The sequence below is a fragment of the Streptomyces sp. NBC_00483 genome, assembly GCF_036013745.1.
Taxonomy (GTDB): domain Bacteria; phylum Actinomycetota; class Actinomycetes; order Streptomycetales; family Streptomycetaceae; genus Streptomyces.
The window spans coordinates 8,746,194-8,760,760 of the sequence record NZ_CP107880.1 but is presented as its reverse complement, the minus strand read 5'-3'; the positions used below and the strand labels follow the sequence as shown (position 1 = coordinate 8,760,760).

Here is a 14,567-nt window from a genome sequence, read left to right as displayed (position 1 = left end):
ACCGGGTCCGCGGCGTGAAAGCAGCGGCCCGGTCGGCCACAACGGTCCGGCTGCCCGGCTGCCCGGCTGCCCGGCTGCCCAGGCAGGCGACTTCAGCTACTTCAGCGACTTCACCGTGCGCTCGATCCTGGCCGCGACCTTTTCCGCGGTGCCCTCGACGTAGAAGCCGTCCAGGGCCTCGTACGTGAAGTGCTCGTAGTTCCACCGGTCGGGCATGTTCTTGGCGCCGCCTTCGAACATCGACATCACGAAGGTGCCCGTGAACGGGGAGGCCTCACGGATCGCCTGCGCCGTGCTGGTGGACAGCTCCGGTGACACTCCCGCGAAGGCGATGTCACCGACCCGGAAGACCCACAGCGGCACCTCGGCGCTGTCTCCCGGGGTGAACGTGGCGGTCTTGACCGGGGCGCTGGCTCCGGGGCCCGTGATCTGAGTGGTGGTCACCGAGTCGGTGACCAGGCGCACCGGGGCCCTGCTGCCGCTCGCGTAACGGGTGATTGTCTCGGAGACCCGCACGATCTCGTTGCCGAGCCGCTCGCCCTGCGTCTCCAGGAGTGCGAAGCCCGCGTCCTTCAGGTCGACGCCGTATGTCCAGTGCCCGTCCTTGTCGATGGTGTACCGCTTGGCGCGCAGGCCGGGGAACTGGTCGCCGCACGCCCCGACCAGCCAGAAGCCGACGGCGTCCGGGTAGGCCTCCTCGACGTGGGCGACGGCGGCGCCGGCCAGGTCGGCGGTGATCGGCAGATTGCCGTCGGCCATCACGGAGTCCTGCATCACGCAGGACTGCACGTTGTAGTTGGTGAGGAGGGCGAGGGGGTTGCCGTCGAGGTCGTCGACGCGGGCGACGTACACGCCCTTGTCGGAGGGGAGTTGCTCGTTGACGCCGAGCCACCAGCCGTCGGCGGTGGAGACATTGCGGTTGACGTTGACGTCGGCCCGGCCCTCGCCGTAGCCGATCCGGGCCGACCGCAGGCCGTTGGCCGCGTCCTCGGCGGCGCTCTTGGTGGCGGCCACGATGTTCCGGGCGTAGGCCGCCGCACTCGCGGAGGAGGTACTGGCCGCCACGTGCGGCGCCGAGAAGCAGTGCGTGACGGTGACCATGATGTCGGCGGCGGTGACGCCGGTGGCCCCGGTGACGGCCGCGCGGATCAGGCCGATCGCCTCCGCGCTGACCGAGGTGAGGTCGAGTACGACCAGGGCCATGCGCTTCCCCGCGGACTCAAGAAGCAGGACGCGTGCGTGCAGGTCGTCGTGGACCGAGGTGAACTTGTCCAGCGGGAGGATCGCGGCGGACGGCGTGAACACCGCCTTGCCCGCGCCGGCCTTCAACTCGGAACCGGATCGATCGGAACCGGATCGATCAGAGCCGGATGAAGCCGCCTCGGCCGCCGTGGCGCCGCCCATGAGAGTGGGCACGGCCGCCGCCAGAGCGGTGAGGGCCATGAACGATCTGCGGCTCGGCCCCATGTCGCCTGTGTCGTCCTGCTGCTCGGTCACTGCGGTCCTCCATGGTCGGCACTCGGTCGGCAGACGTAACGGCGGGCAGCATCACAGGCACTTTCGCCGTGCAACAACGACCAGGGAGTGAAACCAAAGATTGCATGCTTCGTCATCAATACCGGCCACCCACTTTCACCTGGCACGGAATTGCTGCGCGCCCGTTTTCCCGATGGAAATTCACAGGTGGCCGGGAGACGTTCCCGATGATCCGGCGTAATGTCCGGCGCGATCGACCAGCAGCCTCAGCGATCGTTCCGAACGAGGAGTCGTCATGGTGGACAGGCGCACATTCATCGCCGGTACGGCGGCCGTCTCCGGCCTTGCCGCGGCCGGCGGTTTGTCCGTAAGCAATGCCAGCGCCCAGGATGCGGCGGCCTCACAGGCCGGGCACATAAAAGGCGCCACAGCAATTACCAAGGTGTACGGCGCCGGGCAGAAGCTCATTGCCCTTACGGTCGAATACGACCGCGACATCGACAACTCCGCGCTCTCCGGATCGGCCTTCGAGGTCGCGGACCGGACGGTGACGAAGGTCTATGCGAACCGGACACCCGAGCTCGCCGAACGCGGCAGGGACGGCCGGTACGTCATGGTCGAGCTCTCCCCGGACGACGACGGGGCACTGCTATGGAGCACGGGCGGCGGGGGGGGGGTGCCTCTATGTCTTTCGTCAAGCGAGGCGTGGGGTTCGGTGTTCGTAGAAGGTGCCGTCGCGGAGCATGGCGAAGAGCACGCTGATGCGGTGGCGGGCGAGGCGGAGGAGGGCCTGGGTGTGGGTCTTTCCTCTGGCCCGGCACTTGTCGTAGTAGGTGCGGGAGGTGGAGTCGTGCAGGGCCGCGAACGCGGAGAGGAACATGGCTCTCTTGAGCTGGCGGTTTCCGCCGCGTGGTGCGTGTTCGCCGTGGATGGAGGTCCCGGACGACTTCGTGGTCGGTGCGAGGCCGGCGTAGGAGGCGAGGTGGGCGGCGGTGGGGAAGCTGGTGCCGTCGCCGACGGTGACCAGCAAGACTGCGGCGGTCCTGACTGCGATCCCCGGCATCGAGGTCAGGACCTGGGAAAGAGGGTGTTGTTCCAGCAGGGTGTTGATCTGGGCTTCCAGGGCGCGGCGTTGGTCGTGGACGGTTGCGAGTTGCCGGGCCAGGGAGGGGATGACGATGTCGAGCGTGCCGGTTCCGGGGACCACCACGGTCTGCTCGTCGAGCGCGTCGAAGACGTCGTCGATCAGCCGGGCGGCCATCCGCGGGGCCTTGGGCCGGATCACTTCAACGAGCTTGCGGCGTCCGGCTTTTCGCAGGGTGGCCGGGGATCCGTAGCGTTCCAGGAGCCAGGGGATGGCCTGGTGGTCGAGCCGGGGTCCGAGGACGCGTTCCAGGCTGGGGTGGAACTGGGTGAGCAGGCCGCGTATCCGGTTGCTGGTGCGGGTGGCCTCGGCCGCGAGGTCCTGGTCGAAGCCGACCAGCACGGTCAGCTCGGCGGTGATCTCGTCGGTGAGCTCCAGCGAGCGCAGGGTGTGCGGCATGGTGCGGGCCGCGTCGGCGATGACCGCGGCGTCCTTTGCGTCGGTCTTCGCCTCGCCGGGGTAGAGGTCGGCGATTCGGCGCATCGCGAGTCCCGGCAGGTAGGCGACCTTGCAGCCCGCGTTTCTCGCGACGGTCAGCGGTAGAGCGCCGATCGAGGCGGGCTGGTCCACGATCACCAGCACGGTGCCGAACTTGGCGGCCAGCTTGTCGAAGACGGCCCTCAGGTTCGGCTCGCGGTTGGGCAGTGGCTTGTCGTAGACCTTCTTGCCGGCCGGGGTGAGCCCGTGGCCGTGGTGAGTGCTCTTGCCGACGTCCAGGCCGAGGAACACGCCGACGTCGCTGGTGTCGAACATCGTGCTTCAACTCCTTTGGTGCGGCTGGCCTTGGCGTCGGTGTCGTTCTCGCGCATCCACGTTATGCAGACCTGCCGTCCGTGAACTGTCTCGGCATTGCGCCGGACCGGACGGTGGTCGGGCCTCTTATCAGCGTCTCCGACGGCACCTCTCGGGCCCGGTGAACACCACCCCCCAGGTCATCTTGGACAGGGGGACACAGTCATGCCGGGCCCGGAGGCCAGCGGCCCTCTTGCAGGACCGCAGAAAACATAACGGGGGAGGCGGAGGCGGAGGCGACACGGCGAGCCCCAGCGCCAGTACGAGCGCGAGTGCGAGCCCCAGTCCGAGCCCGAGCGGGGGCACCGGCGCCAGCGCCGGCGGCCCCAAGGTCGGCGACACCACCCCCAGCAACGCCACCCTCACGCCCGCGTCGGCCACCGTGACCCAGACCGGCCCCGTCGCCACCGTCCACGGCGGCACCCTGCCGACCAACTCCACGCCCGTCACCACCAGTTCCGTCACCAACCTCGTCGTCGACGACTTCAGGCAGTTCACCTTCCACGACCCGGCCACCGGCCAGACGCTCCGCTACAACCTCTTCGTACCAAAGAGCCACCGGCACGGCTCCCCCGGACGCCGCTACCCGCTGGTCCTCTTCATGCACGACGCGAGCCTGATCAACATCGACACGATCTCGCCCCTGGTCCAGGGCAACGGCGCGGTGTGCTGGGCGAGCCCCGAGGACCAGGCCAGGAACGAGGCGTTCGTCCTCGCGCCCGAGTACGGGGCGGTCGTGGTCGACGACGACTACGAGCCGATGGCGCTCTTCGAGACCACGGCGCACCTCGTCGAGGAGATCACCGAGACGTACGCCGTCGACGCCGACCACCGCTACACCACCGGCCAGTCGATGGGCGCGATGATGTCGCTCGGCCTGAACATCGCGTACCCGGACCTCTTCGCGGCGGCGTACATCGTCGCCGGGCAGTGGCCGGCGGAGCAGGCCGCACCGCTCGCGCGGAAGAACCTCTGGATCGCGGTCTCCCAGGACGACGCGAAGGCGTATCCCGGCGAGAACGCGATCACCGACGTGATCGCGGCGCAGGGGACGAGCGTCGGCAAGGCGGTCTGGGACGCGGGAGCCACCGCCGCACAGTTCGCCGCCGACGTCCGCAACCTGGAGAAGCAGAAGGCGCCGGTGAACTACGCGGCCTTCCAGACCGGCACGGTGACGGCCAACTCCACGGCGACGAACGCGCACATGGGGACCTGGCAGATCGCGTACGACATCCCGGGCATCCGGGACTGGATCTTCCGCCAGACCCGGCGGACCGGGCACTGAGGCCCGCGGGCCCCGGATCAGGCCAACCTCTGCGTCGCCTCCGCCTGCCGGCGTGCCGCCTCCCTCGTGAAGGACGCGATCGTCGCCAGCTGCTCGTCCGTGTAGTGCTCGCACAGCTCCCGCAGTGAACCGACGAGGTCGGCGAAGTAGTGCAGGTTGCGGGCCGCGAACTCCTCGTTGAAGTGCAGCACCACCTTGCGGCCGTCCCCCGGGTCCGGGGCCTTGCGCAGGGCGTCCTTGTCCTCCAGGCGGCCGATGAGGGCGGTGACGGAGGCGGGCTTGAGGGCCAGATGGCGAGCGAGGTCGCCGGCCGTCATCGGTCCGAGCCGGGCGACCAGGTCCAGCGCCTTCGTGTCCGTGGCGCTCAGCCCCTGGCGGGAGGCGAGTGCGGTGTGGAAGAGAACGGCGGCGGTGGACAGTTCGCGGCCGGCCAGCAGCACCTCGTCCACCAGTTCCTCCCGACCGGTGGGCCGTGCGGATTCCTCGTGATTTGTCACAGCGGCATCGTAGCCATACTATTTAGTTCGATAGATCTAAATAACTTACTGTGATCAACGAGATGGAAGAGGCGACTCAACGTGAAGGCATTGATCATCGGCGGCGGCATAGCCGGGCCCGCCGCCGCCATGGCGCTCCAGCGGGCCGGCGTCGACGCGACGGTCCACGAGGCCCACGCCGGGGGCACCGAGAACGTCGGCGTCTTCCTGACGCTGGGCTCGAACGGCATCGACGCCCTCCGCGCCATAGAGGCCGACACGGCGGTCGGCGCCGCGGGGTTCGAGACCCCGGGCATCGACATGGTCTCCACCACCGGGAAGGCACTGGGCCGGGTGCGCACCAGTCGGCCGGACGGGGAGATCACCAGCCGGACACTCAAGCGCGCCGACCTGTATCGCGGGCTGCGCGACGAGGCCCTGCGCCGCGGCATCCGCATCGAGCACGGCAAGCGCCTGGTCGAGGCACAGGACACGGGCGACGGCGTCCGCGCGGTCTTCGCCGACGGCAGCGAGGAGTACGGCGATCTGCTGATCGGCTGCGACGGGCTGCACTCGACGGTCCGGGGGCTCATCGACCCCGCGGCACCCGCCCCCGCCTACTCCGGCCTCATCGGTCTCGGCGGCTACACCCGCGGTGTGCCGGTGAACACGGAAGTGGGCAGCTACCAGATGGTGTTCGGCAAACGCGCCTTCTTCGGCTACGCCCCCGCGCCCGACGGTGAGGTCTGGTGGTTCGCCAACCTGCCGCGCCAGGACGAACCGGCCCGCGGCGAGGTCGAGGCCATCGACGCCGAGCAGTGGCGACGCCGACTCACCGCCCTGTTCGCCGATGACGCGGGCCCTGCCGCCGAGTTGATCCGCGCGAGCCAGGAGATCACCCCGGCGAGCCCGATGCACGCCATGCTGGGCGTCCCGGCCTGGCACCGCGGCCGGATGATCGTCATCGGTGACGCCGCCCACGCCCCCTCGCCGACATCCGGCCAGGGCGCCTCACTGTCCATCGAGGACGCCGTGGAGCTCGCCAAGGCGCTGCGCGATCTGCCCACGATCGAGGGTGCCTTCGCCGCGTACGAAGCACTGCGCCGCCCGCGCGTCGAACGGATCGTGAAGCAGGCCGCCCGGATCAACAACAACAAGGCCGCAGGCCCGGTCGGACGGATCGTCCGCGATCTGCTGATGCCACTGCTCCTGCCCCGGCTGGCCAACGGCGAACAGTCACGGCAGACGTACGGCCACCACATCGACTGGGATGCCTCGGCAGCAGTCCAGGACGGCGGACTTGCGCGGCAGTGAGCGCACCCACGCTGATGGCGAGGAGGCGCATCGCCCCCGCCTGTGCCGCCATGCACAGCAAGTTGAAAAGTTTCCTCAGTAGCGTCTCCCCGTCGCTGGGAACCGGAACGTTCAAGTAGCCCTGCAGGGACGGTAATTCGAAGTGGGCGACCACGTCCGGTTCTCCTCGAAAGCGAACCATCACCGGACCTCGTGATGGCCTCCCGCCAGCCAAGGAGTCTGCATTGGTAGCCAGGCGTACGTTCGTCACCGTCCGCTCATGTCCGCAGTGCCACCGCGATCACCAAGGTCTTCGGGGACGGCCAGAAGCTGATCGCCGTCGCGGTCGAGTACGACCGCGACATCGACACCTCGACGCTGACCACCTCGACGTTCGCCGTCGCCGACCACACCGTCACCAAGGCCCGGCGCTGCACCACCGGCCAGTCGATGGGCGCGATGATGCCGCTGGGCCTGAACATCACCTACCTCGACCACAGTTCGCCGCGGACGTGCGCACCCTGAAGAAGCAGCAGGCCCCGGTCAACTACGCCGGCTTCGAAACCGGCACCACCGTGGCATCCGGCTCGGGTGCCAGCGCCCACATGGGCACCTGGCACATCGCCTACTCCATCCCGGACATCAGGGACTGGATCATGCGCCAGTCGCGATAGGCCCACGCCACTGCGGCAACCCAATTCCCTTTGACTTACCGGCCGTTCGGACGCGACGGAGGAGTCAATGGAGTCGAGGAACGACAACACGCACGAGAACGAAGGCCACGAGAACGAAGGCAGAGACACCGGCGAGAGAAAGCCAAAGGAAGGCGCCCTGCACCGGCGGTCGTTCCTGAACGGTTCTCTCGCCGCCGCGGTGACGGCCACCTACAAACGGCCATCCAGTCCAGCGTAGTTCGCCGCCATCGTCCAGGGCGTAGCCACTGACCTGGAGCCCGGAAGCCCATTTGATCGCGTTCAGCCCGCAGTGCCCGCGAACCAGGGCAAGCCGCATTCCACCGCCCGGCTGTGGCTCAGTCAGTCGGCCGCCGCCCGCTCCACATCCAGAACCACCTTGCCCGCGATGCGCCGGTCCAGCAGCGCTTGGGCGGCCTCGGCGACACGTTCCCAGGAACCGCGCCGGTCGACCTCCGGTGAAAGCCTCCCCGCTGCCACGAAATCAAGCAGGGTTGCCAGGTCCGGGCCGACCTCATGGACGTCACCGAACGTGGTCATCGTCTTGGCCGGCCCCACGGAGAACAGCGAGTACGGCGCGAACACCGCCGGTTCGCCAGAAGCCCAGCCGATGTTCTGCACGCCCCCGCCCGGCGCGAGGAGTTCCCAGGCGGCAGCCAGCTGTTGGCCGCCGACGTTGTCGAGGATGAGGTCGACCGGCCGGTCGATGCCTTCCAGGCCGACCACCACTTGGTGGGCGCCCAGCTCGGCCAGGCCGTCGGCTCGTGTCGACGAGCCCACCGAGGCGATCACCTGGGCACCTCCCAGGGCCGCGAGCTGGACCGCGTAGCGGCCGACGCCGCCGGCCGCGCCGGTGATCAGTACGCGTCGGCCCAGGATGGAGCGGGAGCGCAGCGTGCGTAACGCAGTGATGCCGGCCATCGGAAGTGCGGCGGCGTCGGCGAGGTCGACCTGGGCAGGTACTTCGGCCACCGCGCTGGTGTCCACAGCCATCCGCTGGGCCCATGCGCCGGCACCGAACGCCGTGACCCTGGCTCCTACGGACGGTCCCGTGCCGTCTGTCGCGGCACGTACGACGACACCCGCAGCGTCGTAGCCGTGAACGGTCCCGGCCGGGAGTCGCCCTGCGAACGCCACCTCGCCACGGTTGAGCGAGATGTGCCGGACATCGACGACCAACTGGTGTGGTGCTGCCTGGGGTTCCGCGGTCGTCCCCAGACGCAGGGAGCCGGGAGCGTCGGGATCGACGATGAGCGCGCGCATGACCATGATGCCTCCCTGTAGACACGCCTGTGGGCATGCCTGTAGATGCGCATTATGCGGACCAGTAGTCCGTTTGATGCACGGTAGTATGCGGACCGACAGTCCGTCTAGCCGAGGGATGCCCATGACTGCACAGCGGGCCGAACGCGCCGACGCGGCCCGTAACCGTCGCGCGGTGCTACGCGCGACCGAGCAACTCCTGAGCGAGGGCGGCGGCGACCATGTGTCACTCGACCGGGTTGCCGCCCTTGCCGGAGTCGGGAAAGGCACCGTCTTCCGGCGCTTCGCCAACCGCGCCGGACTACTGCAAGCGCTGCTGGAAGAGAGGTCCCGGGAACTGCGCGACGCGGTCGGGAACGGACCCCCACCCCTGGGGCCCGGAGCGCCCGCACCGGAGCGACTGCTCGCCTTTCTCGACGCGCTCGGCGCGATCGCCGAAGGCAACGCCACTTTGCTGTCCGCACACGGACAGGCCTGCGCCGAGGACAAGTACCGCGACCCCAGCTACCAGCTCTGGCACGGCCATCTCAGCACCCTGTTCGCCGACGAACGCCCCGATCTCGACGCCGACTTCCTCGCCCACGCCGTACTCGCGGCCTTTGACGGCGACCTGATCCGTCACATGACACCACCTGACGACCCTCGCCGCTTCACCCGCTCCGTCCAGCAGATGGCGATGGCGCTGATCCGCCGTGACTGATCGTCGGGGTGTCCACCTGAAGGCCCATTGACGGAACTCTGCGCCTGCCACCGAGCCGGTTGAGGGGCTTGCCGACGGCACGGCCGTGTCCTGGTTGGGGCACGTGCCGAGCCGTCGGACCCGACCTCACTCGGACCGCAGCCGCAGCCCCTGCATCCCGCCGTCCACGGCAAGGTCCGTGCCGGTGGTGGCGCCGGAGTGCGGGCTGGCCAAGTAGGCGACCGCGTACGCGACTTCGGTGGCGCTCACCAGGCGGCCGCTGGGCTGGCGGGCGGCCAGGGCGGCGCGTTCGGCCTCGGGGTCGTCCGCGAGTGACAGGAGGCGGTTCACCCAAGGTGTGTCCGCCGTGCCGGGGTTCACGCAGGTGACGCGGATGCCCTCGCGGAGGTGGTCGGCGGCCATGGCGCGAGTGAGTGCCAGGACGGCGCCCTTGCTCGCCGAGTAGAGGGCGCGCTGCGGCAGCCCGGCGGTCGCCGCGATCGAGCACATGTTGACGATCGCCGCGTGCCCCTCCCCTCCGGCGGCCGCCTTGCGCAAGGCCGGCAGGGCCGCCGCCGTCACGCGGGCGATGCCGACCACGTTGACATCGAGCACGCGGTGCCACTCGTCGGGGGCGTTGTCCTCGACCGTGCCCTGGGCGCCCATCCCCGCGTTGTTGACCAGGACGTTCACGCCCCCGAGCCGGTCGGTGACCGTTTCGATGGCCGTACGGACGGCGTCGTCGTCCGTCACGTCGCAGCGCACGTGCAGGAACGGCTCGTCCGACTCGGCCAGGTCGAGCACGGCCACCTCGGCGCCACGGGCGTGCAGTTCGCGGGCCGTGGCCAGGCCGATCCCGGACGCACCGCCGGTCACCACGGCGACGAGACCCGCGTACTCGGAGGTGTGTGTCGCCCTCGGCGAGGTCCCGGTCATCGGTGTCGTCTCCTCGTTCATCGGGTTCCCTCCGCGGCCATGGTCTGGCGCTGCTTTCCGAGCCCTTCGCCCTCCAGCTCCACGACGTCCCCGGCCGTCAGGTAGGGGAAGCGTCCGGACAGGGCGACTCCCTCGGGGGTGCCGGTGAGGATCAGGTCGCCGGGCTCCAGAGTCATGAACTGGCTGAGCCGGTACAGGACTTCGGGCACGGAGAAGATCAGGTCCGCGGTGCTTGAGTCCTGCCGCGGCTCGCCGCCCACGCGGCTGCGGAGCTGAACCGCCGCCGGGTCCAGTGCGTCGCCGGTGACCAACCAGGGTCCGACCGGCGTGAACGTCGGCGCGCACTTGCCCTTGGACCACTGGCCGCCCGAGGTGTGCAGCTGCAGCTCGCGCTCGGAGACATCGTTGACCAGGACGTAGCCGGCGATGTGGGCCGCGGCGTCGGCCGGTGAGTCGAGGTAGCTCGTGCGCTTGCCGATGACGACGCCGAGTTCGACCTCCCAGTCCGTCATGGTGCTGCCCCGCGGGATGGTGACCGGGTCGTCGGGGCCGACCACCGTGTTGGGGTGTTTGAGGAACACCACCGGCTCGGTGGGTGGTTCGGCGCCGGACTCGGCCGCGTGCTTGGCGTAGTTCATGCCGACGCAGACGACCGCGGTGGGCCGGGTGATCGGCGGGCCGTGGCGCAGACCGGCGGCGTCCGGGAGTTCCGGCAGGGTGGTCACGTCGAGGCTGTTCAGACCGTGTTCGAGGAACTCCGGTGTCACGTCCGGGGTCACTCCGCGCAGATCGAGCACGCGGTCGCCGTCGAGGACGACGGGGATCTCCTGGCCGGGGCGGCCGAGGCGGGCGATACGCATGATGCCTTCCTGATGTCTTGCTGATGCGTTGCTGTCTCCTCCTGAGCACTGTCCTTGCGGGCGGGCGCTCAAGAGGGCCTGTTCGAGGGGTGGTTCAGCGGAACGTGCCGGTCGAGGCACGGAGTTCGGAGACGGTCGTCGCGGCGAGGTCGCGGCCCCGTGTCTCGGGTCCGAGGGCCACCGCCGCGCTGCCGACGACACACGCGGCGACGACGAACAGGGCGAGCCCCCAGGAGCGGCCCCCGGCCGCGGCGACCAGGGCGACGGCGATGAGCGGGGTCAGTCCGCCCGTCACCGCGCCGGCCACCTCCCGGTACAGGGAGAGCCCGCTGAAGCGTGAGCGCGCCGTGAACAGCTCGCTGAAGTAGGCGGCCTGCGGGGCGAACATGCAGCCCACCCCGATGCCCATGCTCACCACCACGGCAAGAGTGACGGGGAGCGAACTGTGCGCGTGGTCGATGATCCAGAAGTACGGGAAGACGAAGACGGCGGAGAAGAGGGTCCCTGCCAGGGCCACCGGCTTGCGGCCGACACGGTCGGTGAGCCAGCCGAACAGCGGGAGCGACACGGCCGTCACCGCCGTGCCGACCGTGACGGCGAGCGGTCCCGTCGAGCTGGACATCTTGAGGGTGTCGGTGAGGTACGCGGCCAGGAACGTCAGGTTGAGGTAGGCGACGACGTTCTGCGCGGTCTGCAGGCCGAAGAGGACGAGCCCGGCCTTCCATTCATGGCGTACGACGTCCCGTACCGGCGAGACCTCCTGCGTCTCGGTGCGCTCCTGCGCCGCCTCGAAGGCGGGGCTCTCCGTCAGCCGCAGCCGGATGACCAGGGCCAGGGCGATGACCAGGACGCTGGCCGCGAACGGGATACGCCAGCCCCAGGCCAGGAACTGGTCCTCCGGAAGCTGAGTGACCAGCGCGAACGCGCCCGAGGCCAGGAGGATGCCGATGTAGACGCCGATGCTGGGCGCCGTCCCGAACAGCCCGCGCTTTCGGGGCTCGGAGAACTCCGCCGCAAGGACGGCGGCCCCGCCGTACTCGGCGCCCGCGCCGAGTCCTTGGACCGCGCGCAGGACGACCAGCAGGATCGGGGCGAGCACGCCCACTTGCTCGTACGTCGGGACGAGCGCCATGCCGACGGTGGAGGCGCCCATCACGAGCAGGGTGAGGACCAGGACCCGTTTGCGGCCGAACAGGTCGCCGAGGCGGCCGAAGACGATGCCGCCGAGCGGCCGTACGAAGTAGCCGACGGCCAGCGTGCCGAACGAGGCGAACAGTGAGGCCGTGGCGTCGAACGACGGGAAAATGACCTTGTTGAATACCAGGGCCGCGGCGGTGCCGTAGAGGTAGAAGTCGTACCACTCGAGGGCCGAGCCCACGAGCGAGGCCAGCAGCACTCTGCGGCGCTGCACGGCCGCCGCGGTGGCGGGTTCGACCGTGGTCAAGGTGGACATCGTCGTCCTCCTGGTGCGGGAGCGGACAGCGGGACGGGTGGGGATGCGGGGCCAGAAGCGCAGGTCAGGGACGCGGGTCAGGCGACCCGGCGGTCGTCGATCGCGTCGCGGTCCCAGGCGATGCCGAGGCCCGGCTCGGACGGGGCGTGTGCGAGGCCGTCGGCGATCCGCAACTGATGTGTCGTCACCGCCCGGAGTTGCGGGATGTACTCGACGTAGCGGGCGTTGGGCACGGCGGCGGTGAGGCTGACGTGGATCTCCATCAGGAAGTGCGGACACACCTCGACGTTGAAGGCCTCGGCGAGGTGGGCCACCTTCAGCCACGGCGTGATGCCACCGATCCGGGACACGTCGGGCTGCACGATGCCGGCGGCGCCGCGCTGCAGGTACTCGCGGAAGTGGCCCAGTGAGTACATGGACTCGCCGACTGCCACGGGGATCGTCGTCGAGGCGGCCAGTCGTTCGTGCCCGGCCACGTCCTCGGCGGGGAGCGGTTCCTCCAACCAGCCGACGTCGTACGGCTCCAGGAGGGCGGCGCGGCGCACGGCCTCGGCGGCGGTGAAGGCCTGGTTCGCGTCGACCATGATGTCGAGGCCGGGGCCCGCGGCCTCGCGGACCGCCCGGATGCGCGCCGCGTCCTCGCCGGGGTTCGGCTTGCCGATCTTCACCTTGACTCCGGAGAAGCCCTGGTCACGCGCCGCGAGGGCGCCCGCGACCAACTCGTCCTCGTCGAGCTGCAGCCAGCCGTGCTCGGTGTCGTACACCGGAACCGCCGACCGGTGTCCCCCGGCGACGCGCCACAGCGGCTCGCCCGCCCGCAGGCAGCGCAGGTCCCACAGCGCCAGGTCCACCGCGGCCAGGCCGAGGGCGGTGATCGCGCCGACCATCGTGGCCCGCGTGCTGTTGTACATGGTGCGCCAGGCACCCTCGATCTCACGGGAGTCGTGCCCGATGAGCGAGGGCAGCAGATGGTCGCGGAGCATGGCGAGGACGGCCCGGCCGCCGGTGCCGATCGTGTACGAGTAGCCGGTCCCGGTCAGCCCGTCGTCCGTGGCGACCTCGACGAACAAGGTCTCCTGCTTGAGGAAGGCCTGCGTCGCATCCGTACGCACGGTCTCCACCTCGATGTCGACGAGGTAGGCCTCCGCCTTGATCACGTGTGCCACTACTGCTCCTGACGCTTGAAGGGGTCATGTGGTGTTGCGGCCGCGAAGGGCGTGGTGTCGAGCGCGGCGACGAGCGCGAGGACCGCCGTGCACATCGGCACGGCGAGCGAGTGTGTGCGGGCCCGGCGGATCACCGCCCCGAGCAGCCCGTCGTACTCGAGGCGACGGCCGGCGACACGGTCGGCGAGCATCGACGAACCGGCCCCGGCCGGACGGGCGTTGATCCATGCGAGTACGTCGTCGACGGCTTCGGCCGGCAGCCGGGCGCCCTCGGCCCGGCCCACTGCGGCCACTTCGGTGAGCATGGCGGCCGACAGGTCCCGGACGGACGGGTCACCGAAGACCTCGACCCGACGGCAGGTGAGTGCCGTGACGGGGTTGGCGACGGCGTTGACCATGAGCTTCTCCCAGGCCGCCGTGGTGAAGTCGGCGCTGGTGTGCACGCCGAGTCCGGTCCGGTCGAGGAGTGCGCGGGCACGGCGTCCCGGTGCGTCGTCGCCGACGACCAGACCCGGGCCGTCCTGCCGGATGTCCACCAGGTCCCGGTCACACCGCTCGGCATTGAAGTGCACCAGAACCGGGGCCACTTGACCCGCCGCGGCGTGCGGAGCCACCCGCTCGCGGTGCTCGATCCCGTTCTGCGCGACGATCACCAGGGTGTCCCGGTCGACCAGCCGCTCCAACCAGGCCCGGGCCGCCTCCCCTTGGTACAGCTTCGTCGCGACCACCACCTGGGCGAAGGGACGTACCTCGGCCGGGTCGCCGCGCCACTCCACGTCGACGGTCCGGGTCTCGCGCCCGTCGCTCCACGTCACCGAGGACACCGGCGGGCTTCCGGGTCTGCCGCACAGGGTCACCGGGTGCCCCTGCCCGGCGAGTCGGGCCGCGAGCGCGAGGCCTACGGAGCCGGGGCCGACCACCGCGACGGGGTCGAGCCGGGGCGTACTTCCCCTCACCGCACACCTCGCGTTCCTATAGGAAATGCATGCGCGGCACAGAATGCTATAGGAATGGGCGCGTGGCAATGGGTTGCGCGCAGTGCATTCCGGCCG

14 protein-coding genes and 1 pseudogene are annotated in these 14,567 nt (G+C 69.8%); 6 read left to right on the top strand and 9 right to left on the bottom strand.

Going from position 1 to position 14,567, the window contains the following annotated elements:
* Window positions 1-96 precede the first annotated feature (96 nt).
* On the bottom strand, window positions 97-1,497 hold the full coding sequence (locus OHA73_RS39170) for a hypothetical protein (RefSeq protein WP_327657533.1): 1,401 nt from the start codon (window positions 1,495-1,497) through the stop codon (window positions 97-99).
* A 274-nt stretch (window positions 1,498-1,771) separates the two neighbouring features.
* On the opposite strand from OHA73_RS39170, the pseudogene OHA73_RS39165 reads away from it, so the two are divergent.
* Window positions 1,772-2,131: pseudogene (locus OHA73_RS39165) on the top strand (hypothetical protein); the annotation flags it as partial.
* A 39-nt stretch (window positions 2,132-2,170) separates the two neighbouring features.
* Here OHA73_RS39165 and OHA73_RS39160 read toward each other — a convergent pair.
* Window positions 2,171-3,373, bottom strand: coding sequence for an IS110 family transposase (locus OHA73_RS39160; protein WP_327657451.1), 1,203 nt, complete (start codon window positions 3,371-3,373; stop codon window positions 2,171-2,173).
* Window positions 3,374-3,794: 421 nt separating this feature from the next.
* On the opposite strand from OHA73_RS39160, the gene OHA73_RS39155 reads away from it, so the two are divergent.
* Entirely contained in the window at window positions 3,795-4,697 is a 903-nt protein-coding gene (locus OHA73_RS39155) for an alpha/beta hydrolase-fold protein (RefSeq protein ID WP_327657532.1), read from the top strand.
* A gap of 17 nt (window positions 4,698-4,714) precedes the next feature.
* Here OHA73_RS39155 and OHA73_RS39150 read toward each other — a convergent pair whose 3' ends face one another.
* A complete protein-coding gene (locus OHA73_RS39150; RefSeq protein ID WP_327657531.1) occupies window positions 4,715-5,194 on the bottom strand; it encodes a MarR family transcriptional regulator in 480 nt (159 codons plus the stop codon).
* Between the two features lie 81 nt (window positions 5,195-5,275).
* Between OHA73_RS39150 and OHA73_RS39145 the strand changes: the two genes are divergently transcribed.
* The 3 genes from OHA73_RS39145 to OHA73_RS39135 all read left to right on the top strand — a co-directional run bounded on the left by OHA73_RS39145 (window position 5,276) and on the right by OHA73_RS39135 (window position 7,140).
* Entirely contained in the window at window positions 5,276-6,487 is a 1,212-nt protein-coding gene (locus OHA73_RS39145) for an FAD-dependent monooxygenase (protein ID WP_327657530.1), read from the top strand.
* A 279-nt stretch (window positions 6,488-6,766) separates the two neighbouring features.
* The gene (locus OHA73_RS39140; RefSeq protein WP_327658614.1) at window positions 6,767-6,991 is read left to right on the top strand and encodes a hypothetical protein; all 225 of its coding nucleotides are present in this window, start codon (window positions 6,767-6,769) and stop codon (window positions 6,989-6,991) included.
* Window positions 6,979-7,140: a hypothetical protein gene (locus tag OHA73_RS39135; RefSeq protein ID WP_327657529.1), complete on the top strand. Its 162-nt coding sequence runs from the start codon at window positions 6,979-6,981 to the stop codon at window positions 7,138-7,140. The genes OHA73_RS39140 and OHA73_RS39135 overlap by 13 nt, the downstream gene beginning before the upstream one ends.
* Window positions 7,141-7,500: 360 nt before the next feature.
* Here the strand turns inward: OHA73_RS39135 and OHA73_RS39130 are convergent, their stop codons facing one another.
* Window positions 7,501-8,421 carry a zinc-binding dehydrogenase gene (locus OHA73_RS39130; RefSeq protein ID WP_327657528.1) on the bottom strand — a complete coding sequence of 307 codons (921 nt, stop codon included), beginning with the start codon at window positions 8,419-8,421 and terminating at the stop codon, window positions 7,501-7,503.
* 124 nt (window positions 8,422-8,545) lie between these two features.
* On the opposite strand from OHA73_RS39130, the gene OHA73_RS39125 reads away from it, so the two are divergent.
* On the top strand, window positions 8,546-9,121 hold the full coding sequence (locus OHA73_RS39125) for a TetR/AcrR family transcriptional regulator (RefSeq protein WP_327657527.1): 576 nt from the start codon (window positions 8,546-8,548) through the stop codon (window positions 9,119-9,121).
* Between the two features lie 126 nt (window positions 9,122-9,247).
* Here the strand turns inward: OHA73_RS39125 and OHA73_RS39120 are convergent, their stop codons facing one another.
* From OHA73_RS39120 to OHA73_RS39100, 5 genes are all read right to left on the bottom strand, one after another.
* A complete protein-coding gene (locus OHA73_RS39120; RefSeq protein ID WP_266723375.1) occupies window positions 9,248-10,057 on the bottom strand; it encodes an SDR family NAD(P)-dependent oxidoreductase in 810 nt (269 codons plus the stop codon).
* Window positions 10,054-10,896, bottom strand: a complete 843-nt coding sequence (locus OHA73_RS39115; protein ID WP_266723373.1) for a fumarylacetoacetate hydrolase family protein — start codon at window positions 10,894-10,896, stop codon at window positions 10,054-10,056. The genes OHA73_RS39120 and OHA73_RS39115 overlap by 4 nt, the downstream gene beginning before the upstream one ends.
* Window positions 10,897-10,990: 94 nt before the next feature.
* Window positions 10,991-12,349 (bottom strand): MFS transporter, encoded by a 1,359-nt coding sequence (locus OHA73_RS39110; RefSeq protein ID WP_327657526.1) that lies wholly within the window; start codon window positions 12,347-12,349, stop codon window positions 10,991-10,993.
* A 77-nt stretch (window positions 12,350-12,426) separates the two neighbouring features.
* Window positions 12,427-13,515 (bottom strand): mandelate racemase/muconate lactonizing enzyme family protein, encoded by a 1,089-nt coding sequence (locus OHA73_RS39105; protein WP_327657525.1) that lies wholly within the window; start codon window positions 13,513-13,515, stop codon window positions 12,427-12,429.
* Window positions 13,515-14,471, bottom strand: coding sequence for a ketopantoate reductase family protein (locus OHA73_RS39100; RefSeq protein WP_327657524.1), 957 nt, complete (start codon window positions 14,469-14,471; stop codon window positions 13,515-13,517). Before OHA73_RS39100 ends, OHA73_RS39105 begins: the two co-directional genes overlap by 1 nt.
* Window positions 14,472-14,567 lie beyond the last annotated feature (96 nt).

Excerpts from the sequence above, each read along its gene's own strand:
- OHA73_RS39160 (WP_327657451.1), bottom strand. The coding sequence starts at position 3,373 with ATGTTCGACACCAGCGACGTCGGCGTGTTCCTCGGCCTGGACGTCGGC.
- OHA73_RS39110 (WP_327657526.1), bottom strand. The coding sequence starts at position 12,349 with ATGTCCACCTTGACCACGGTCGAACCCGCCACCGCGGCGGCCGTGCAG.
- OHA73_RS39130 (WP_327657528.1), bottom strand. The coding sequence starts at position 8,421 with ATGCGCGCGCTCATCGTCGATCCCGACGCTCCCGGCTCCCTGCGTCTG.
- OHA73_RS39120 (WP_266723375.1), bottom strand. The coding sequence starts at position 10,057 with ATGAACGAGGAGACGACACCGATGACCGGGACCTCGCCGAGGGCGACA.
- OHA73_RS39125 (WP_327657527.1), top strand. The coding sequence starts at position 8,546 with ATGACTGCACAGCGGGCCGAACGCGCCGACGCGGCCCGTAACCGTCGC.
- OHA73_RS39115 (WP_266723373.1), bottom strand. The coding sequence starts at position 10,896 with ATGCGTATCGCCCGCCTCGGCCGCCCCGGCCAGGAGATCCCCGTCGTC.